General features: G+C 34.4%; 20 protein-coding genes. 4 read left to right on the forward strand and 16 right to left on the reverse strand.

Annotation, left to right across the window (positions count from 1 at the left end):
* Positions 1-92 precede the first annotated feature (92 nt).
* Both ACFO5Y_RS06615 and trkA read right to left on the reverse strand, forming a co-directional pair.
* Positions 93-1,544 carry a TrkH family potassium uptake protein gene (locus ACFO5Y_RS06615; RefSeq protein WP_197104964.1) on the reverse strand — a complete coding sequence of 484 codons (1,452 nt, stop codon included), beginning with the start codon at positions 1,542-1,544 and terminating at the stop codon, positions 93-95.
* A 10-nt stretch (positions 1,545-1,554) separates the two neighbouring features.
* Positions 1,555-2,907 carry a Trk system potassium transporter TrkA gene (gene trkA / locus ACFO5Y_RS06620; protein ID WP_197104965.1) on the reverse strand — a complete coding sequence of 451 codons (1,353 nt, stop codon included), beginning with the start codon at positions 2,905-2,907 and terminating at the stop codon, positions 1,555-1,557.
* 763 nt (positions 2,908-3,670) lie between these two features.
* On the opposite strand from trkA, the gene ACFO5Y_RS06625 reads away from it, so the two are divergent.
* The gene (locus ACFO5Y_RS06625; protein ID WP_380706383.1) at positions 3,671-4,462 is read left to right on the forward strand and encodes a cytochrome b5 domain-containing protein; all 792 of its coding nucleotides are present in this window, start codon (positions 3,671-3,673) and stop codon (positions 4,460-4,462) included.
* 54 nt (positions 4,463-4,516) lie between these two features.
* On the opposite strand, the gene ACFO5Y_RS06630 is transcribed toward ACFO5Y_RS06625, so the two are convergent.
* The 9 genes from ACFO5Y_RS06630 to ACFO5Y_RS06670 all read right to left on the reverse strand — a co-directional run bounded on the left by ACFO5Y_RS06630 (position 4,517) and on the right by ACFO5Y_RS06670 (position 12,744).
* Positions 4,517-5,137, reverse strand: coding sequence for a carbonic anhydrase (locus ACFO5Y_RS06630; protein ID WP_197104966.1), 621 nt, complete (start codon positions 5,135-5,137; stop codon positions 4,517-4,519).
* A 75-nt stretch (positions 5,138-5,212) separates the two neighbouring features.
* Complete coding sequence (locus tag ACFO5Y_RS06635; protein WP_197104967.1) at positions 5,213-5,704, reverse strand: shikimate kinase; 492 nt, start codon at positions 5,702-5,704, stop codon at positions 5,213-5,215.
* A 10-nt stretch (positions 5,705-5,714) separates the two neighbouring features.
* The gene (gene aroA / locus ACFO5Y_RS06640; RefSeq protein WP_197104968.1) at positions 5,715-7,022 is read right to left on the reverse strand and encodes a 3-phosphoshikimate 1-carboxyvinyltransferase; all 1,308 of its coding nucleotides are present in this window, start codon (positions 7,020-7,022) and stop codon (positions 5,715-5,717) included.
* Entirely contained in the window at positions 7,015-8,223 is a 1,209-nt protein-coding gene (gene aroC / locus ACFO5Y_RS06645; RefSeq protein ID WP_197104969.1) for a chorismate synthase, read from the reverse strand. The genes aroA and aroC overlap by 8 nt, the downstream gene beginning before the upstream one ends.
* Before the next feature lie 24 nt (positions 8,224-8,247).
* Positions 8,248-9,129: a shikimate dehydrogenase family protein gene (locus ACFO5Y_RS06650; protein WP_197104970.1), complete on the reverse strand. Its 882-nt coding sequence runs from the start codon at positions 9,127-9,129 to the stop codon at positions 8,248-8,250.
* Positions 9,107-10,207, reverse strand: coding sequence for a 3-dehydroquinate synthase (gene aroB / locus ACFO5Y_RS06655; protein WP_197104971.1), 1,101 nt, complete (start codon positions 10,205-10,207; stop codon positions 9,107-9,109). The genes ACFO5Y_RS06650 and aroB overlap by 23 nt, the downstream gene beginning before the upstream one ends.
* On the reverse strand, positions 10,207-11,244 hold the full coding sequence (aroF, locus tag ACFO5Y_RS06660) for a 3-deoxy-7-phosphoheptulonate synthase (protein WP_197104972.1): 1,038 nt from the start codon (positions 11,242-11,244) through the stop codon (positions 10,207-10,209). Before aroF ends, aroB begins: the two co-directional genes overlap by 1 nt.
* A gap of 544 nt (positions 11,245-11,788) precedes the next feature.
* Positions 11,789-12,580, reverse strand: coding sequence for a ribosome small subunit-dependent GTPase A (rsgA, locus tag ACFO5Y_RS06665; RefSeq protein ID WP_331459532.1), 792 nt, complete (start codon positions 12,578-12,580; stop codon positions 11,789-11,791).
* Positions 12,577-12,744: a S1 domain-containing protein gene (locus ACFO5Y_RS06670; RefSeq protein ID WP_197104974.1), complete on the reverse strand. Its 168-nt coding sequence runs from the start codon at positions 12,742-12,744 to the stop codon at positions 12,577-12,579. The genes rsgA and ACFO5Y_RS06670 overlap by 4 nt, the downstream gene beginning before the upstream one ends.
* Positions 12,745-13,127: 383 nt before the next feature.
* Between ACFO5Y_RS06670 and ACFO5Y_RS06675 the strand changes: the two genes are divergently transcribed.
* A complete protein-coding gene (locus tag ACFO5Y_RS06675; protein WP_197104975.1) occupies positions 13,128-14,084 on the forward strand; it encodes a glutathione S-transferase family protein in 957 nt (318 codons plus the stop codon).
* Between the two features lie 55 nt (positions 14,085-14,139).
* Here the strand turns inward: ACFO5Y_RS06675 and ACFO5Y_RS06680 are convergent, their stop codons facing one another.
* On the reverse strand, positions 14,140-15,135 hold the full coding sequence (locus tag ACFO5Y_RS06680) for an ornithine cyclodeaminase family protein (RefSeq protein WP_197104976.1): 996 nt from the start codon (positions 15,133-15,135) through the stop codon (positions 14,140-14,142).
* 452 nt (positions 15,136-15,587) lie between these two features.
* Here ACFO5Y_RS06680 and ACFO5Y_RS06685 point away from each other — a divergent pair, with 452 nt between their 5' ends.
* On the forward strand, positions 15,588-17,126 hold the full coding sequence (locus ACFO5Y_RS06685) for an MFS transporter (RefSeq protein ID WP_197104977.1): 1,539 nt from the start codon (positions 15,588-15,590) through the stop codon (positions 17,124-17,126).
* A 69-nt stretch (positions 17,127-17,195) separates the two neighbouring features.
* Here ACFO5Y_RS06685 and ACFO5Y_RS06690 read toward each other — a convergent pair whose 3' ends face one another.
* The 3 genes from ACFO5Y_RS06690 to ACFO5Y_RS06700 form a co-directional block, all read right to left on the reverse strand.
* Positions 17,196-18,191, reverse strand: coding sequence for an NADPH:quinone reductase (locus tag ACFO5Y_RS06690; protein ID WP_197104978.1), 996 nt, complete (start codon positions 18,189-18,191; stop codon positions 17,196-17,198).
* A 64-nt stretch (positions 18,192-18,255) separates the two neighbouring features.
* The gene (locus tag ACFO5Y_RS06695) at positions 18,256-18,723 is read right to left on the reverse strand and encodes a hypothetical protein (RefSeq protein WP_197104979.1); all 468 of its coding nucleotides are present in this window, start codon (positions 18,721-18,723) and stop codon (positions 18,256-18,258) included.
* A 70-nt stretch (positions 18,724-18,793) separates the two neighbouring features.
* Complete coding sequence (locus ACFO5Y_RS06700) at positions 18,794-19,468, reverse strand: uracil-DNA glycosylase (protein WP_197104980.1); 675 nt, start codon at positions 19,466-19,468, stop codon at positions 18,794-18,796.
* Positions 19,469-19,556: 88 nt separating this feature from the next.
* Between ACFO5Y_RS06700 and ACFO5Y_RS06705 the strand changes: the two genes are divergently transcribed.
* Positions 19,557-20,066 (forward strand): GNAT family N-acetyltransferase, encoded by a 510-nt coding sequence (locus ACFO5Y_RS06705; protein ID WP_197104981.1) that lies wholly within the window; start codon positions 19,557-19,559, stop codon positions 20,064-20,066.
* Between the two features lie 10 nt (positions 20,067-20,076).
* Here the strand turns inward: ACFO5Y_RS06705 and ACFO5Y_RS06710 are convergent, their stop codons facing one another.
* A complete protein-coding gene (locus ACFO5Y_RS06710) occupies positions 20,077-20,673 on the reverse strand; it encodes a class I SAM-dependent methyltransferase (protein WP_197104982.1) in 597 nt (198 codons plus the stop codon).
* Positions 20,674-20,694: the final 21 nt, after the last annotated feature.

Here is a 20,694-nt window from a genome sequence, read left to right on the forward strand (position 1 = left end):
TCGTTACTAACATTTTACACGAACCTGTTATGGGTTTCTTTATTTGTCGCACTTAATTTTACAATTCATCTTATACTAAATTATACTGCTTGCTAATAGCGTTTTAGCCATGTATTAGGAGAAAATAGAATTAACATTGGGAATATTTCTAAACGTCCCATGATCATGATGAATGATAATATTATTTTGATAAAAGGACTAAAATGTGCAAAGTTTTGAGAGGGTCCGACAATGCCTAAACCAGGTCCAATATTATTAAATGTTGCGGCTACCGCACTAAAAGAGGATAGTAGATTTGGAGTTTCTAAACTAACTACCAGCACTGCCACAATGAAAATCAGAATATAGACCACCAAGTAACTTAGAACAGTATTAGCCAATTTAGAATCTATACGACGACCTTCATATTGGATGGCAACGACTCGATTAGGACGAATCGTTTGTTTAATTTCAGCCCAAGCAATTTTAACTAATAATAAAACGCGTGAAACTTTTAAACCACCCGCGGTCGATCCAGCCATTCCTCCGACAAACATCAATAGAATGAGTATCAATTGCGAGAATAAAGGCCAATGATCAAATAGAGCAGTTGAATAACCCGTTGTTGAAATGATAGAAGCTACTGTAAAGAAACTATCCCGAAATGCATTGACAACACCATAAGAGGTTGAGATCAAATTCATGGCGATTAAAAGCACACCTACGGCGATAATTGCTAGAAACCAACGAAGTTCTTCACTTTTTAGTACTCGCTTCGCGTGATGTATGAAGACTAAATAGAACAAATTGAAATTGATACTGAATACAATCATACCGATACTTAAAATCATCTCAACTGTAAAACTGTCATAAGGTGCGATACTCCCATTCAAAACACCGAAACCACCCGTTCCTGCTGTCCCAAAAGCTAGTAACATCGCTTCGAAGAAGGGCACACCGGCAAGATACAAGCATATTAGGGTAATCATCATAAAAGTGAAATAAATAATATACAAAATTCGAGCGGTTGAAGACAACCTCGAAACAAGTTTACCAAAGGTAGGTCCAGTCATTTCAGCTTTCATGATATGTACTGATGACGACTCAGCTTTAGGTAAAATCGCCAAGGCGAAGACTAAAACTCCCATCCCACCAACAAAGTGGGTGAAACTACGCCAAAACAACATTGAATGTGATAAAGCTTCCACATCAATTAAAATACTTGCACCTGTCGTTGTAAATCCACTCGCCATTTCAAAAAAGGCATCGACGAACGATGGAATCTGTTGGCTTAGAACAAAAGGAATGGCACTAAAAAAAGAAATAGAAATCCAAGATAGTGATACTATCGCAAAACCTTCACTCGCATAGAAAGTACGACGATGCAATTTCGTCCGTAATAGGGCAAAACCAATAATAAAAGTCCCTAGAGAAGTACCAAGAAAACTAGCAATATTTACCCAACTTTCTTGATAGATCACACTGACTATTAAGGGTAATAACATCAGACCAGCAAGAATCATTAAAATATTTCCGAGGGTATAGCGGATAAATTGTTTATTCATTATGGCCTCCTTACTTCAAGATATCATCAATATCGCTAAATGCCTTATGCTTAGTTACAATAAGCACATGATCATCAGCTAAGATAACATCGTCACCTGTAGGATATATTAATTGCGAGCCTCGTATTATGTAGGCAATTAAGACATTGTCTTTTGTATTTAGATCTTTAAGCTTAATATTCACCACACGACTGCTTTCTTTTACAAGGAATTGTAAAGTCTCAACTTGGTCATCAGCAATTCTAATTAAAGCCTCTACATTTGATGCCGTTGCATTTCTTAAAGAGCGAACGTATCGTAAAATCTTGTTTGTTATTAATCGTTTTGGGGTCACGATGGCTTGCAAGTCCGAGTCACTCAATATTTTTAATAAGCCAGTTCGACTCACTTTTGTCATGACTTTCTTAATACCTAAAGATAGGGCGTACATCGAATTAATAATATTTTCCTCGTCGATACCCGTCAAACTTAAGACCGCATCAAAATTCTCGATACGTTCTTCTAATAACAATTCCTGTTCCATTCCGTCGCCTTTAATCACAACGACTTGTGGGAATCGGTGACTGAGGTCTAAAGCTCTTTCTTCATTTAATTCAATCACTTTTAAATCAATATCCATCTTACTCAGTAGATGAAGAGTGTAATAGGTCAAACGGCCTCCACCAATAATTAAAACCGATTTAATTTTTTCTTCACGATAACCAGCTTTGGAATAAAAGTTTGCTAAATCTTCTCGAGATCCTGTCACATAAACACGATCCCCAACTCTCAAGACAGATTGTCCACTAGGTATAATCGTTTGTTTATCATGGGTTAGGGCGCAAATTAATACTTCACCATATTCATTTCTAAATTGATTTAAAGACTGATCGGCCAACGGGCTGCCAGCTTTAATTTCTAGTTCAACTAGATTCACACGGCCTTTACCGAATTGTTCAATACTGAGTGAATGAGGGAACTCAATACTTTTGGTAATGTAACGAGCAGCAACCATCTCTGGATTGATAACTAAGTCAATACCTAGGCTCTCACGAACAAATTCAATATGATTTGTATATTTAGGATTTCTTACACGAGCAATGGTGTACTTAGCACCTAATTGCTTAGCAATAATTGAACTTATGATATTCGTTTCATCCTCAGGTGTCACAGCAATAAACATATCACACTGTTCAACACCAGCTTCGACTAAATTATCATAATCCGCGCCGTCACCAACTAAACCTGTTATGTCGGTTTTATTAATAATGCGATTCAATCTTTCTGGAATGGTTTCGATGAGAACGATATTATTATTCTCCAATGCTAGTTCTTGGCAAAGAATTTCACCAACTTTTCCTCCACCTATAATGACAATATCCATTTGACGATTCTCCTTCGTTTTCATAAAATTTTAATTTAAATAAGTTGAATATTAGCAATTTGACTTGATCCTAAATATACATGCAATGAGAAGCCTGTAATTGCATGGTTTAGACTAAGAAATATAAGAGCTAATAAGACAGTCATTTCAAACTATATAAAGCAATATTACAATAGTTTCATCAAGTAATAAAGAAAATATTGCTGGCAATATCATAAGTGATTAAACAAGTATAAAGTGATGCTGTTATGCGATTAGGAAAATTGAAAACTTAAAAAAGATAGAAGTTTGAGTCATAGGATAGATCGAGGAACTTAATGAGATGTAAGAGATCAATTTGAATTTTAAAAGAAAATAGAAACATCAGAATTGATTATTATCATATTACTTAAAATAGAATTCAGTCTCTGAGTATCTTTACGCATAAGTCTAAGCATAATAATCTGAATTAACCTCAGAATCGATATTTAAATTTATGCGGTGAAAAAGAAGTAGGGTTGGCGAGATAAAACATGGATATTGTGGAACAATACATTTTCTCATTCGAGTTTACATAATATATATTATCGAACTTATTTAACGAAGATTTCTATAGTACTAAATCTATTGGTTAATATCGTGGCATATGAATTGTATTATAACTTCAGTTATTTTATCATTACTATAATCACTTCGTTACTTTTATATTTTATAAAGGAGAAATTTGATATGAAGAAATCATAAAAAAAATTATTAACTGTTTCATTAGCCGCTAGCGTGTTATTTGGCGCAGACATACGTATGGTTTATAGCTGAAAACACCTCTGAAGCCAGTTCAGAACAAGTTGATAACTCTGAATCTGAAACAGATACACAAATGGATGGTTTGCCATTAATTAGTAAAGCAGATTTAAATGAAGCCAATGGTCAGGATGGAAATCCAGCTTATGTTGCTGTATTTGGATATGTATATGACGTTACTGACATTGATGAATGGGAAAATGGTGAACATAATGGCGCTCAAGCCGGTACTGATGCTTCGAGTTTTTTCATTGAATCACCTCATGCTATCGACACTTTAGAAGGATTAGAACAAGTTGGAGTTTATAATGACTGGGAAGTATCAGATGATTTATTAGCTGAATTTAATAATGAAAACGAAGAACTACCAAATTTAGTTGCAGTTCGTGGAATCGTTTATGATGTTACTGACGAAGAAGCTTGGCCAAATGGTGAACATAACGGTATTAGCGCTGGATCTGATGCAACTGATAACTTTGAAAACGATTCTCCACATGAAGATGACCTATTAAGTACTTTAAAAATTGTTGGAAAACATGTGGATTATGTCTTTTCTGAGGATGAATTAGCTAATTTTGATGGTAAAGATGGAAATCCAGCCTATATTGCTGTAAATGGTACGGTATACGATGTTACAAACTTTGGTGCATGGGCAGATGGTGAGCATCAAGATATGGTCACTGCTGGTACAGATGCAACCGATCTTTTTGAATCAGAATCTCCTCATAATACAGAATTTTTAGAAGCCGTACCATTAGCTGGTCGTTTTGAATAACATTAAAATAGAAAAATCCCAGTCTAATTTTAATCGGACTGGGATTTCTTCTCTTTATAATTCTATGAATTCATTTTCTTCTTCATTAAATATGGAGATCACACCGTCACCAATACTATAATGCCAACCATTTAAAGTTAACTGATTTTTTTCAACACGATCTCTGATATTCTCATAAGTCATAAGATTGCTTAATTGTTGAATTACATTTAACTTTTCAAGTCGATTAGCCTTAACTGTCATATCTTCATCTGGTAACTCTTTAGATACTTGTTGACGTAAGCTTTCTAATTGTGAGATCCAAATACTAGTATATGGCAACTCCTCAATATTTTCAGGAGGATTAATACTTGCTGCACACCCACCACAATTTGAATGACCACATATAATAATATTTTTTACATTTAAAACTTCGACCGCATATTCTATAGCAGATGTAGTGGAAGCATATTTCACGCTCTGCCCTGCTGGTGGGACAATATTAGCAATATTTCTAATGTGAAAAATCTCACCTGGATATGCTTGCAACAAGCGTTCTGGACTCACTCTAGAGTCAGAACAGCCTACAAATAATGTATGGGGTGTCTGAATTTCACTGAGTGATTCATATAAATCCTTATTTTCTTTGTAATCTTGTTCTTTAAATTGTTTCAGTGCTTTATATAAGTTTTTCAATTAACAAAACATCCTATCTTATTAGAATAATATTAAGTTTACTCATCTTAAATTAGAGATGCAAATTTTATTTATTTATATCATAGCAATGATTCTATCTGAAACTTCTTGTGTGTTTAGTGTATCGGTATCAATCGTGTAAGTAGCACAAGTTTCATAATAAATTAAACGCTTCATATATAAAGCTTTTAGTTCCTCAGTTGTTCGATTCTTTGCAATGGGTCTTAAACTCATTTTGTCATTATTGATCCGGTGGTGTAATGTTTCAAAATTTGATTTTAAATAAATTACATTTGATGTCTCTTTTAGTATCGCCCTGTTTGCATAGTTTTCAATACAACCGCCTCCTGTAGATATGACGCCAGGAATTGAATAGTATTTTAATAAAAATTGATGCTCAAGTTGTCTGAATTGTGTTTCACCATACTTATCAAAATAGTCAGATAAAGGCATTTGTATCTTTTTGATAATTTCTTTATCTAAATCATAACATGGTATATTCAATGATTTGCTTAATGTTTGGGCAACAGTTGTCTTCCCTGCTCCCATAAAGCCAATTAGAATCATAGTTAACACCTCAATTTTTGTCTGTTTTTTCTGTTTGAGACATACGTTCAATTTCATCAAAGAATGTTGGATAGCTGATATTCACACAATCAGCATCCTCTAATTCAATAGTTTCATTTGCAGGAATGAGAAGTCCAGCTATTTGTAGCATCATACCAATTCTGTGATCACCATAACTGTTTACTTTTGCTCCTTTTAAAGGAGTTGAACCGTGAATAATTAAGCCATCATGTGTTTCTTCAATGTTTGCATTCATTTTCCTTAATTCTTTCGCTACTGCTTGAATTCGATCTGTTTCTTTAACACGAAGTTCGTGAGCATCTTTTATTATTGTCGTCCCTTGAGCTTGTGTTGCTAAAAGTGCAATAACTGGGATTTCATCAATTAATCGCGGTATGATTGATCCAGAAATACTTGTAGAGAGTAATTGACTCGTTTCAATGCTGATGTCTGCACTGTAATGATTCGGCAGTATGTTAACAAATACTTTTCCACCCATAGCTTTAACAACATCTAAAATTCCTGAACGAGTATTGTTAATCCCTACATTTTTTATTTCGATGTTACTATTTGGTAATAGTAAACCAGCGGCAATAAAGTAAGCTGCCGATGATATATCACCAGGGACATCTATATCTTGCCCAATGAGTTGTTGCCCACCCTCTAACATGATTGTCTTACCTTTTATATTAAGAGATACACCAAATTGCTCAAGCATTTCTTCGGTATGATTTCGTGTTGTTTCCTTCTCTATAATAGTGGTCACACCTTCTGATAAGAGTCCTGCTAATAATATTGCTGATTTAACTTGAGCACTTGCGACGGGCATCTCATATTTGATGGCTTTTAATTTTTCAACGGGTTCAATAATTAAAGGAGGTAAAGTCGTATTTGCAAAACCTTGTATATTTGCACCCATGCTTTTTAATGGATTGATAATTCTATCCATCGGTCTTTGACTTAGGGACTCATCACCAATAAGCGTGCTTTTAAAGTTTTGACCCGCTAATAGACCACTTAATAGTCTCATCGTAGTTCCAGAATTCCCTGCATATAATGGCTTACCCGGCTCTTGTAATTGTTTAATTCCTTTTCCATGAATAATCACTGTGTCTCCATCATCATCAATTTCCACGCCAAGTTGTCGCATTATTTGAAGTGTATTTAAACAATCCTCTGATCTTAAAAAACCAGTAACTTTTGTCATACCTTCAGCAATGGAGCCCATGATTATTGCTCGGTGTGAGATGGATTTATCTCCAGGAACGGACAATTGAAACTGAATATTTTTTAATGAACCTTTTAATCTTTTAGCCATGATTGCCCACTCCGTTTTGCCACATTTCTGGATTTTTACTGTATTCTCTGTAAGAATTCACTGCTTCTTTAAGTTCTATGAAACTATCGTGAGGAAATTTTTCTAAGATTGCTTGTGTTAATTCAGTTGCAATTACCGCTTGAGCTACGACGCTTGCTGCTGGAACAGCAGTCGTATCACTTCTTTCAATATTCGCTTCGTAATTTTCCTTTGTATAGATATCCACACTTTGAAGGGGTTTATATAATGTAGGAATAGGTTTTTTCACACCACGTATTACGACAGGCATACCATTTGTCATTCCGCCTTCTAAGCCACCTAAATGATTACTCAATCTGTAGAAGCCTCTCTCTGGTGTATAAGCAATCTCATCCATCACTTCACTACCGAATCGTCTTGCTATTTCAAATCCATCTCCTATTTCTACACCTTTAAATGCATTAATACTCATCATAGCTTGTGCCAGTCTGCCATCTAGCTTTTTATCAAATTGTGTATAACTACCTAAACCAATTGGCAAACCTTCTGCAATCACTTCTACAACGCCACCTAAAGTGTTACCATCTCGTTTTGTTTGATCTATCTTTTGAATAACGGCCTCTTCTTGACTTGAATCAACCATCTTTACAGGGGATTTATCAGCAAGTTTTCGAATATCAGTAAGAGATAATTTTGAAATATCAGCTTGACCTTGAATACCCCCTAATTCACAAACATAAGCAACAATATCTATGTCTAATTCGTTTAATAATTGCTTTGTAACAGATCCGATAGCAACCCGCATTGCAGTTTCTCTTGCAGATGAACGTTCGAGGACATTTCTTAAATCTTCATGATGGTATTTTATACCTCCTACAAGATCGGCATGTCCGGGACGAGGTCGTTGAACTGCACGTCTTTGTCGACTTTTCGGGTCATCATTCGGTTCGATACTCATTACACTTTTCCAGTTTTTATTATCACGATTCGCTACGATTAGTGTTAAGGGTGACCCTAATGTCTTTCCATATCGTACTCCAGATGTAATTTCTACTGTATCTCTTTCTATCTTCATTCGATTTCCTCGACCGTAACCCTCTTGACGTTTCGCTAATTCATGATTAATTTTCTCAACATTGATGGGTAAACCTGCAGGTAGACCTTCAATAATTGTTGTTAAACTTGGCCCGTGTGACTCTCCAGCAGTAATAAATCTTAGCATGTACATTACCAACTTTCTTTTATTTTATGAATGACGTTTAATTAAATTCTGTATGGTTTCGATATTCATTTGATAACCTGTCATCAAAGTGTAATTTAATGCTGCTTGATGAACTAGCATATCAATACCTGTAATTACCTTACAGCCTCGGCGTTGTGCTTGTTGGATAAATTGAGTCATTAAGGGTTCATAAACAATATCGCAGACGACTGTGTTGGGATTTAACCAAGTTTCATTTTCTAATACTGTTTGCATTGTATTAGGAGACATTCCGACTGAAGTCGTTTGTACTAATATATCAGCATTTGTTACGGCTATTTTTACTTCACTTGAAACAGCCGAATCGATCAGATTAATAATGATGTTCGGAAAGTCTTCCTTTAAACTAGTAATGATATTTTTTATAGCTAATGGGCGGTCAATATTTCTGGCAATAATATTGATATGTTTAATGCCTTCTAATGCCGCCTGAGCCAAGATGATTCGTGTTGTATTTCCAGAACCAAAGATTGTAACAGTTTGATTCTTCAAAAGAACATCTTGTTGTTGAACGGCATTCCAAAACCCTTTGCCATCTGTATTAAAGCCTATCCATCTTCCATTATTGGGTATCAACATATTAATGGCTTGAACATATTGGGCTGCTTGATCTAATTCATCAACACACTGTAGTGCTTGGAATTTTCCAGGCATCGTTACATTAATACCTATCGCATTCAAACTTTTTAAGGCTTGAATGCGATCAATTGTCTCATCTTCCGATGTTTCGAAGGCTAGGTAGACTAAATTTAATTTATCCAATTCAAAACTAGTATTATAAATTAAAGGTGATTTGGAATGACTAAGTGGCGATCCAATCACTGTAGCAAAACCAGTGGTTGCACTAATATCTCTGATGTACTTCATATTGCTCCCACTCCTTTTCAAAATTTTGTTGAAAAGTGTTCAAATCGATTACATGTAAACGACACTGCCCAAATTCATTGGGTAAGACAGTTGTCATTTGATGCGTCCGTCTTTTTTTATCGTTTAACATTATATTTATCAGTTGGTCAGATGTATATGATGGTTTTTCGCTTAATAGATGATATTCACTCAATAATTGTATAAGGCTAGTATAGATATCCTTATGTATAAGTTGTTGAGTAACTGCCATTTTTGTAAAAACAGCCATACCCATAGCAACACCTCGACCGTGACTTATTCGATACTGGCTTCTTTGCTCTAGAGCATGGCCTAAAGTATGACCAAAATTGAGTAATTGACGTAAGCCTTGATCAAATTCATCTTTTAATACGATATCTCTTTTCATTTTGACGCATTCGTAAATAATTTCAGGTAAATCTGAAGATTCTTTATTTAATGGCTGTTCTCTCTCTATTAATTCTTTTAGTAATTTTGGATTCATAATCATTGCGTATTTGATTAATTCACTACAACCATCTTCGAATATGTCTGTCGGTAAAGACTGAAATGTACTCGTATCACACAGAACACAGACAGGATGATGGAAAGCTCCGACTAAATTCTTGCCTTGCGTGATATCGACGGCGGTTTTTCCACCTACAGATGAGTCAATCGCGGCAAGAAACGTTGTTGGAACTTGTATATAAGCGATTCCTCGTAGATAAATACTTGCCGTAAAGCCTACTAAATCCCCAATTACGCCCCCACCTAAGGCGATAAGTACATCATCTCGAGTAAAATGGGCATCTGCCAAGTATCGAATGATTAGCTCGACATTTTTCAAATTCTTTTGAGCTTCACCAGGTGGTAGAGAAAGAAATTCAATATTTTCACAATGATTTTCTAATGAATATTTAAGTTTATCTAAATAACCATGTTTGTTTACGTTATCTTCAGTGATAATTAAAACTTTTCGTTTTTGAATAAATTGACTCAGATATTTTACAGCATTATCGATTAAATTTTTCCCTATTACAATATCGTAAGGTTTATTGACTTGAACTGTAATTCTCTCCATCATATTATCTCCTGGTCTGCACGATTCTTTTCTAATCTCTTCATGAATGCATGTAATTTCCAAACTTTCTCAGTTAATTGTTTGAATTGTTCTGGATATAAAGATTGTGCACCGTCCGATTCAGCGTGATCGGGATCAGGATGGGTTTCAATAATTAAACCATCTGCACCCGCTGCTATTGCAGCTAAAGATAAAGATTCGATAATGTCACGACGTCCAGCCGCATGACTTGGATCAATTACAATAGGGAGATGACTTAATTCTTTGACTATCGCAATGGCCGAGAGATCTTGAGTATTTCGTGTTGTAGTTTCAAATGTTCGAATACCACGCTCACAAAGGATTACGTTCTCATTACCTTCAGACATAATGTATTCCGCACTCATTAACCATTCTTGTATTGTTGCTGACATGCCTCGTTTTAAGAGAATTGGTTTGTTTGTTTTTCCCAAAGCTTTTAATAAGTCAAAATTTTGCATATTTCTTGCTCCTACTTGAAACATATCAACATCTTTAAATAATTCAATCTGATCAATTGACATTACTTCTGAAACGATGGGCATATCCAACTTTTGCCCAACGCTACTCATAATATCTAACCCGCTCTTCCCTAATCCTTGGAAAGAATAAGGGGATGTTCTAGGTTTAAAAGCACCACCCCGAAGCATATTTCCACCAGCTTCTTTCACATATTCAGCTGTTTTTTCTAATTGATCTTTATCTTCAATTGAACAAGGACCACCGATCATTGCGAAATGTCCACCACCAATTTTAATATTCCCAACCTCTATTACACTTGGGTCAGGATGAAGTTGTTTACTTGCTTTTTTATAAGGGGATTGAATCTTTTCAGTTTTAATAACCTTTGGTAAACGAGTAATTAACTCCAATTTGTCATCGGTCACGATGCCATGTAATTCTAGCGTGATTCCTTTAGTGTGTGGTAATAAAGTAACATCCAGCTCCATTTGTTTAAGTGTTAAAGTTAATTTATCTAATTCATCTTCTCTTGTTTGCGGGTTTAATTTTACAATCATTTTTATATCCTCCTTGGATGGTTGAGTATAGATTATCGTCATTGCAATGTCATTTTGACAGTCTCCTTCATTAAAAACTACTTAGAATATAAAAATATATATAAAAAGACCTAGCGACTGCAATCACCTTTAGTAGTGATTCCAGTTGCTAGGTCTTTGGATATACTTTTCTAAGCTGACAATTAGCTAGTTAGAAAATGCTATCTTAAGTTCTCCTATTTGAGTGCAACATAAATCACTCTTACTTGAATAAAAGTAAAAGTAAAAATAGTTATAAAAACTAAAAAATGTTGCACTCATTAAAGATTTCAAGATATTTCCTCCTAACTCATATCATTTGATTAGAATCATACAGGAAAATTATAATTAAGTCAAATAATTATCATCATTTTATAATAATTAATTTATTAATGGACATTATCCTGCTTGTTTTCTATGTTTAGTCTCTAAACTTCTACTACTGATTATTATTAACTATTTAAACTATTTTCTACCAAAAAAGCCGAGTTAATTAACTCGACTTTTCTCATAACTCATAGCTATATTATAGATTATTCTTTTGCTTTTGCATTTTACGAGCATTTTTCATGCCACCATAATCTCTAAACATTTCATTTAATTTAGTTCGTTCGATTTCTTTTGAACTTAATCCTGCGTATTTGGCTTCTCGTCTTAATTTTAAATAGCTATCGTATCTTTCCAATGACATATTTCCTTCGGCTATAGCATTAAGTACCGCACATTTGGGTTCATTTATATGCGAACAATCATTAAATTTACATTGTTGAGCTAAAATATCTATATCATTGAAGGTACGTGTAATATCGGCACTTTCAAATCCGATTTCACGCATACCAGGTGTATCAATGACAATTCCACCCTTTTGACTTATAAATAATTCACGATATGTCGTTGTATGTCGTCCTTTATCATCATTTCTTAACCCATCTGTTTCCAAGATTGTTTTACCGAGAAAATAATTAATTATTGTTGATTTTCCAACTCCAGATGAACCAATAAAGGCAGCGGTTGTACCAGCCAATAGTTGATTTTCTAAGTATTCAAGACTTTGAGGATCAAATGTTGAGGTAACTATGACCTCAACACCAATCGCTACTTCATCCAATTCAATTAGCTTTTCAGTTAAATTGTCACATAAATCTGATTTTGTTAGAACGATTACTGGCATCGCTCCGCTATCCCAAACAATACTTAAGTATCTTTCAATTCGTCGGATATTAAAGTCATTGTTAAGTGACATACAAATATATACGATATCGACATTTGTAGCTACCAGTTGTTCATCATTCGATGTTCCTGCTGCTTTTCGAATTATCGCAGTTTACGACTAAGTACATGATGTATAATTGCATGCCCTTCATCATCGCTCAGCTTATCAACCATAACAAAATCCCCTACAGCTGGATAATCCGATATTTTATCAATGTTATATCGAAACTTTCCAGATACTTCTGCCGTAAATTCCTTGTCATCTGTCATGACTTTATGTATATCTTTTGTTTGTGAAGAAATTCGGTCTACAAACAATTCAGGGTATTGATTTGCTTTTGTATTTATTTCTTTGCTAATCCCTAATTTTTTAATTTATTCAATGTTTTCCTCCATTAAAGTGCTTAAGTGACTACCAACACTTGTGGGAGGTTCCGTACACGATTTAGTCTGTATACTCCTCCCGGAATATTACAATTGCCATTTTAATCATAAAATACTCACTCCTTTTGTACAAACTGTATTTATTTAAATATAACTGAATGATGATGAAATTACTAGTATTTCACGCATTTTTTATGAGGTGTATTTTACGTAAAATATAAAAAGCATGTTATAATCAAAGTATCGATTGAATATGAAAGGACATGATTATGGGATTATTAGTAGATGGACAATGGCAAGATAAATGGTATGACACTGAAAAAACCGGTGGTCGCTTTGTTCGTAAAGATTCGCAATTTCGCAATTGGATAACAGCAGATGGAAGCGCTGGACCTACAGGTGATGGTGGTTTTAAAGCAGAAAAAGGACGTTATCATTTATATGTATCACTAGCCTGCCCTTGGGCTCACCGTACACTGATTATGTGTGCGTTAAAAGGTTTAGAGGATTTTATATCACTATCCGTTGTGAATCCGAAAATGTTAGAGAACGGATGGACATTTGAAGACGGATCTGGAGTCATTAAAGATTCAGTTAATAACGCTGACTTTTTATACGAAGTTTACAAAGCTGCAGATGATAATTATAGCGGTCGCGTGACGGTACCTGTATTGTGGGACAAACAAACGGGTAAGATTGTTAATAATGAATCTTCAGAAATATTACGTATGCTTAACTCAGCTTTTGATGACATTGGTGCTAAACCAGGTGACTACTCACCTGAAGCATTAATGGACGAAATCGATGCTATGAATGATAGAGTTTACGATAACGTAAATAATGGTGTGTATAAGTCTGGATTTGCAACTAAACAAGAAGTTTATGAAGAAGAAGTTACGAATGTGTTCAAAGTACTAGATGAACTAGAAGAACATCTAGAAAACCGTAAATATCTAGTCGGTGATCAGTTAACAGAAGCTGATATTCGTTTATTCACTACCCTAGTTCGATTTGATGCGGTTTATTATAGTCACTTCAAATGTAACTTCAAATGTATTGTAGATTATCCAAATCTATGGCGTTTAACACGTGAAATCTACAATATTGAAGGTGTAGCCGAAACTGTAAATATGCAACACATCAAAGATCATTACTATATTAGTCATAAGACAATTAATCCAACAGGCATTGTTCCTAAAGGACCAGAACTAGATTTTAGCCTATAAAATACTCAAAGCCAGCCTTTTAAGGGCTGGCTTTGTTTGATTATTTAATGTTATTTTAAATGAAGTCAAATTCTGTTCCGATATTTCGTTCAACAGCGCGACGGCGTACAACCTCCGCTACTGCAACATCTAAAGCACCAGTACCGATAGGGATACAAATAATTCTCTCATTAGAATAATCTTCTAGTGTTACTTTATTAGCTGCTAACTCGCCTAAGGTACAATAAATATCATCTTCAGTGACTTTACCAGCTTTTGTTAGTGGTTTTAACACACCACGGTGTAAAGCTTGGTCAACATGGTCAACGATAATTTTGTCCGCTGAAAGAATTACATCTTCACTTACCTCTTCAAAAGACCCCATAGGGAAAACGATCGTTCCAGGTTTAACCATTTCTTTTGTTATAAATGGTTCTTGTGCCGGTGTAAAAGTAAATAATGCTTCATTATCTGTTGCTTCTTCTGGATGATCCGGGTCTGCAATAATAATTTCGCCTTTAACAAAAGGTTCCATATCTGCTTTAAATTGTTCTGCAGTAGAACGTCGATGATTCCAAACAACTAATCGCTCAATATCAAATAAATCAGCAATACAAATGGTGGCTGTTCTAGCTTGTAAACCTGCACCAAACATTCCTACTGTAATAGAATCCTTTTTACCAAGATATTTCAATGCTACTGCTGCCTGTGAACCAGTACGCATATTTGAAATATAAGACCCTTCCATTACAGAAGTAAATGTACCAAGTTCAGGATCAATTAATGTAATTAGTGCTGTAATATAAGGTAAATTCATTTCTTTTCGTTTACCAGCAAAGCCACCAACCCATTTTTGTCCACCAACTTTTAACCAGTCTACATAAGCTGGCATGGCATTCATAAAGCCTTCATTTTGAGGCCAGTTACCTGTTTCGCCTAAATCTAAGGTAACTTTAGTTGGGTTGACAATCTCACCCAAGCCAAACCCTTCAAACGTCTTATCAACTACTTCATTAATCTCCGAAACGGAAATTAAACTCCTTACTTGCTCTTCGTTTAATAATCTTGTCATATGAGCCTCCTATACATTTAATGTCATTTATGCTAAATGAGTGATCAAAAACAAAAAAAGAACACTCCTTACTTTTATTTTACACTAAAAATGAAATTTTCGCTGACAAATTGTAAAAAAGTAATTCATCTGATGAAATTTCTATATATTGAGATAGTCATCAGACGACAAATACGAACTGATTAATAACTTTTAAAATGAAAACAACTCAATGAAAACAGCGTCATCACTGTGTTATTGGAGATGTATACGCTTTTTTATAAAAATAAGACTTGTAATTTGCTATAGTTTAAGTGTATAATCATATCAAATAAAGCGCATTCATCACACAACTTGATGCTTGAGTTATTTTAATACTATTCTATCCAGATGTTGAAAGGCGGGATATTAATTAAAAACGTCGTGTTGTTGATCATGTAAAAAATTTTAAAACAAAATATGGAGGACATAAAATGTCACAACAAGTAGAAGTACAAGAAAAATATCATGGAGCTAAGCAGTGGGAAATTGCTTTTTTCTCATTAAATAACTCAGCAACAAACCTTTATTTATTCGCTTTTGGTTTTTTAACGTATTACGCAACAGGTATCGCAGGTCTAGCAACATTAACAGTTAGTAACTTATTAGGATTCGCACGTTTATTCGACGGGATTATTGACCCAACGATTGGTATTGTCATGGACCATGTGGGAACAAGATGGGGACGTTTCCGCCCAATCATGTTAATAAGTAATATCGCTCTTATTTTATCATTCTTTTTCTTATTTAATTTACACCAATTTGAAGGTACAATGTTAATGGTAATGTATGTAATTGCACTGATTTTCCATAAAATTGCATACTCTTTCCAACAAACAGTTACAAAAGCTGCACAACCAGCTTTAACAAATGATCCAAAACAACGCCCAATGTTCTCAGTTTATGATACAATTTTTAGTTCTATTGGTGTTTTCGCTTTAGGTCAAATCGTAGTATCTAACTTCTTATCACCTCGTCACGGTGGCGAGTTTAACTTAGCATTCTACGGTGAATTTATTACTGGTGTCGTTGTTATCTCAGCAGTACTTACAGTTTTAGCAATGATCGGTATTTCTCGTAAAGATAAAGAAGAATACTTCGGTTTAGGAGAGCAAACAGTTGAAACTAAATCTATTAAAGACTACTGGTCAGTAATTAAAGGTAATACACCACTACAAACGCTTGCTTTAGCAGGTGGGGCAATGAAATTATTAGCTCAATTATATACAGATCAAGCAGTCGTTGTTATTATCTTCGGTATTCTTTTAGGTAATTATGGTTTATCAGGTCAACTTTCATTGTACCAAATTATTCCTAAATTAATTATCATTGCACTATTAACAACATTTGCAAGTAGAAAAGGTCTGAAAGCTTCTTACACTACTTCAGTCCTACTATTATTAGGTTCATTAGCATTATTAGCTGGAGTATTATTTACTTCAAATGATACGACTCAGATTTTTACTAATGGTGGTCTACCAATGATTTTATTCATTGTTGGTTATATTGGAATGCGTGTATTTACAACTTATCCAACGTCAATTGTGTTAACGATGGCAGCAGATATTACTGATTATGAAACAGCTCGTTCTGGACGCTTTGTTTCTGGATTAATTGGAACAATTTTCTCATTAACTGACTCAATCGCATCTTCATTAGCTCCAATCCTTATTGGATTTGTTGTAGCAGGTATCGGATTTGCTGATGCGTATCCAGAAGCAACAGAACCATTAACTGATGCATTATTTACAGGTGGTGTGACTTTATTAATTATCATTCCATTCGTAGTTGCATTAATTGCTCTATTCTTAATCCTTAAATATCCATTGAATAGTAAAGCGATGGAAGAAGTACAAGCAACAATTGCAGCTAAGAAACTTAATAGAGTTAAAGAAGACGCAGCTCCAAATATTCTTACAGAAACACCAGAATCTACAGAACCAGTTGCTCGCTTCAAAGACAAAGACGAATAATCAAATTTTCAAACTAAAAGACTCTGCTAGGTTAAAAACTTAGCAGAGTCTTATTTTTTTTAAAAAATATTATGGTTTTAAGATTGATTTACCGTTTCCAGATCGTGTTAATAAATCCTCATGTACCTTTTTAACTTCCCTTAAAGGGACACTCTCTCCAATAATAGGATTAATTACACCATGTTCTAACATGGCGATAATTCCAGCAGACGCTTCTGTGTAATCCTCTTCAGTTAAGTTTGGTAGTGAAGCACCTAGAACATTAATATTTCGGCTTAAAATGAGTCTAGGAGAGATTTCAATGGTGTCCCTAGCTCCTACGACTACAATTCTTCCTTTTGTTTTGATGGCTTGTAAATCTAGTTCTAAGTTTTTATTAGCTAAGAATTCAATAATAACATCTGGGCCCACTCCATTTGTATACTCATTTAACTGATCAAAATTGTTGTCATTCAAATGATTCATCGCGTAGTCCGCCCCATTATCTAAGATGGCTTGTAAACCTTCTTCGGTGCTTGAAGTTCCAATGACAGTTGCTCCAATGGATTTAGCCATCTGAACAGCAAGCGTCCCTACACCACCAGTTGCGCCATGGATAAATACTGTTTCGCCCGCTTTTAGATTCGCTCTTTGGAATAATATATGGTAGGCAGTAAACCCAGGAATGCCTAGAGCAGCGCCTTGTTCAAAACTGGCATTATCAGGTAGAGGTAACACGATATCTGAATCCACAACTATCTTTTCAGCATAAGTTCCAGATTGGTTCACTTTACGGAAAGTTCCAACAAATACTCTATCTCCAACTTGGAAATTAGATACATCATCGCCTATTTCTTCGATGACTCCCGCTCCATCAAAACCAGGTGTAAATGGTAGTTCTGGAATATATAAATTATAATTCCCAGTTAAGACATAAGATTCGTTAGGATTGACACCAACGGCTTCCATTTTTATTTTTACTTGATTACGATCAATTTCTGGTTCAGCTACTTCTTTATATTGTAAATTATGATAGTCTCCGAATTCTTCAACCACTACAGCATTCATTAGTTTATTCTTGTTCATTTATACCCCTCTTTATCTTTAAAACTTAATAAAAAATACTTCTAAAAAGAAGTATTTTGGTAATTTATGCTAATTTACGTAAATTTTTTAATTCATTAATTTTAACGGATGGTGCGCCGTTCTCACTATATAAAAATTCACGAGGTGTAATACTGTTAGACATTGCAACGATTAATCGATCACGGTAAGGCTCTGGTAATTCATCAAATAAAAATTGTTCCTCTGTAAGATTTAATTGCTTTCTAAGTGACTCAATCTCACCTTTGGATTTCAATTTATAAGAACGAGTTGGGAGTTTTTCGGTAATATCTCTTTCTTCTACACGGTAGAAGTAATTCTCATCACCATAATTAATTTCTAATGCCCCTGAGTTGGTTCTTGTTTTAGTTACATTTGAATATTTATCTTTTTGGATTTCCCACCAGGTCTCAATACCTTTGACTGCTTCTTCTTCGGTTTGGTAACTACCATGTTCTTTGCGGATATTTTGTCTGCGATTAACCCAATAATTAGTAAATACTGTCTGATTCATAGAGTACCTCCTAGATTGTCTTGATAGCGTTATCATATGATACATATGGTATAAGGTCAAATAAATAGCCTTAAATATTATCTAATTTCCAGTCAATTGGCGTTTGTCCATCAGCCTCTAAGAGAGCATTAACTTTGGAGAATGGTTTGGATCCAAAGAAAGAATGTCTTGCCGAAAATGGACTCGGGTGTGACGACTCTATAATGAAATGTTTGTTAGTATTGATTAAATCTTTCTTTTGTTGCGCATGTCTTCCCCAAAGCAGAAAAACAACCGCATGATCTAAATCATTTAATGCTTCAATAGCATGATTAGTAACCTTTTCCCAGCCTTTATTTTTATGGGAATTAGGTTTGTGTGCTCTCACTGTCAAAACTGTATTTAACATTAAGACACCCTGTTTTGCCCATTTTTTTAAATAACCATGATTTACTGGAGGATATTTTAAATCATTTTCCAATTCTTTATAGATATTTCTTAATGAAGGCGGAATTTTAACTGTTTCTTTAACTGAAAAACTTAATCCATGTGCTTGATTTGGACCGTGATAAGGGTCCTGGCCGATGATGACGACTTTAACATCTTTGTACGGTGTCCACTCAAAGGCAGTCCAAATCTCTTCTATTGGCGGATAAACGATATGTTCTTCATACTCATCGATTAAAAATCGTTTTAAAGATTGATAAGATTCTGTGTTAGTAGCTTCTTCGATAATAGGTTGCCAATCATTTTGTATTTTTATCATTTTCTCCTCCTTAATATTATTCTATACCTTACATTAATTTACTCAATTTGTTAAACTTAAAGCATTATATAAATATAGAGGTGTACCATTGTCAAAAATAACATTTAGAAATGCAACATTAGAGGATGCAAGTCAAATTTTACAAATCTACCAACCATATATCGAGAATACAACTGTTACAATGGCCATCCAAGTGCCTACCATTGAAAATTACAAAAAAGTTATGCAAAAATTTATTGAGCAATTGGCTTTTGTAGTAGCTGAAATAGATCATGAGATAATTGGGTATGCTTTTGCTAATCACTTTCAAGAAAAGCGTCAAGCTTATAAATACACTTGTATTATCAATTTATACATCAATCCCTCCTACTATGGCACTGGTTTAGGCCAGCAATTATATGAGAACTTAGAACAGAAATTAAAACAAATTGGAATTGTTCAACTTTATTCGAATTTAACTGCAAGTAATATTGCTGGTTACCGTTTCTTACAAAAAAATGATTATACAGTAGTGGGTCAAATGCCTAAATTCGGCTATAAATTTGATGAATGGCATGACATCGTATGGATGGCAAAAACAATTCAGTCTAATACTTAAGAAAGCTCTTCTACAAACTAAATATATGTAAAAAATCTCGGGAATCATAGGTTCCGGGGATTTTTATTTTGTCTATAAGTTCAAAAGGTGTTTCTTCTTCTAAATATTTGATTACTACCCGTTCTGGATAGTACAAGATGAGTTTTACTGGACGACGAACCAAGTTCACAGAGTACATGATATTATTTATTACATTTTTAAAAATTTTAAACGCAAACGGATTGAAAAAATAGAAAATTGAATCACTCGATTCAACAAGATAACCGTCAGCATAAGTATGTTTAATATAAATATCATTATTAGGTACTTTGAAGCGCTTTTGAAATTGTTTTTTGTTATTCTCTAATTCATCAAACGTCATTGGATGAAGTTCTATTCCTTTAACAGTAATACCAAATCGATAATGAACATAGAACAAAGCTCTCCCTGTTCCACAGCCCATATCAACGAAAACATCATCTTTTGATACAGTTAGATTATCAAATAATAGACTCAATACGTCATAATCCGTCGATTCTAAGCGATGGTAATCATAGATTGCTGCCTGCCAGTCACGTTCATTAGTCGTTTCTATGTTTAATAAGTTGTCCCATTCTTGGTTATTCATTTAATCACCTGAATTAAAAAA

This window comes from Ruoffia tabacinasalis, from assembly GCF_042652985.1.
GTDB lineage: Bacteria > Bacillota > Bacilli > Lactobacillales > Aerococcaceae > Ruoffia > Ruoffia tabacinasalis.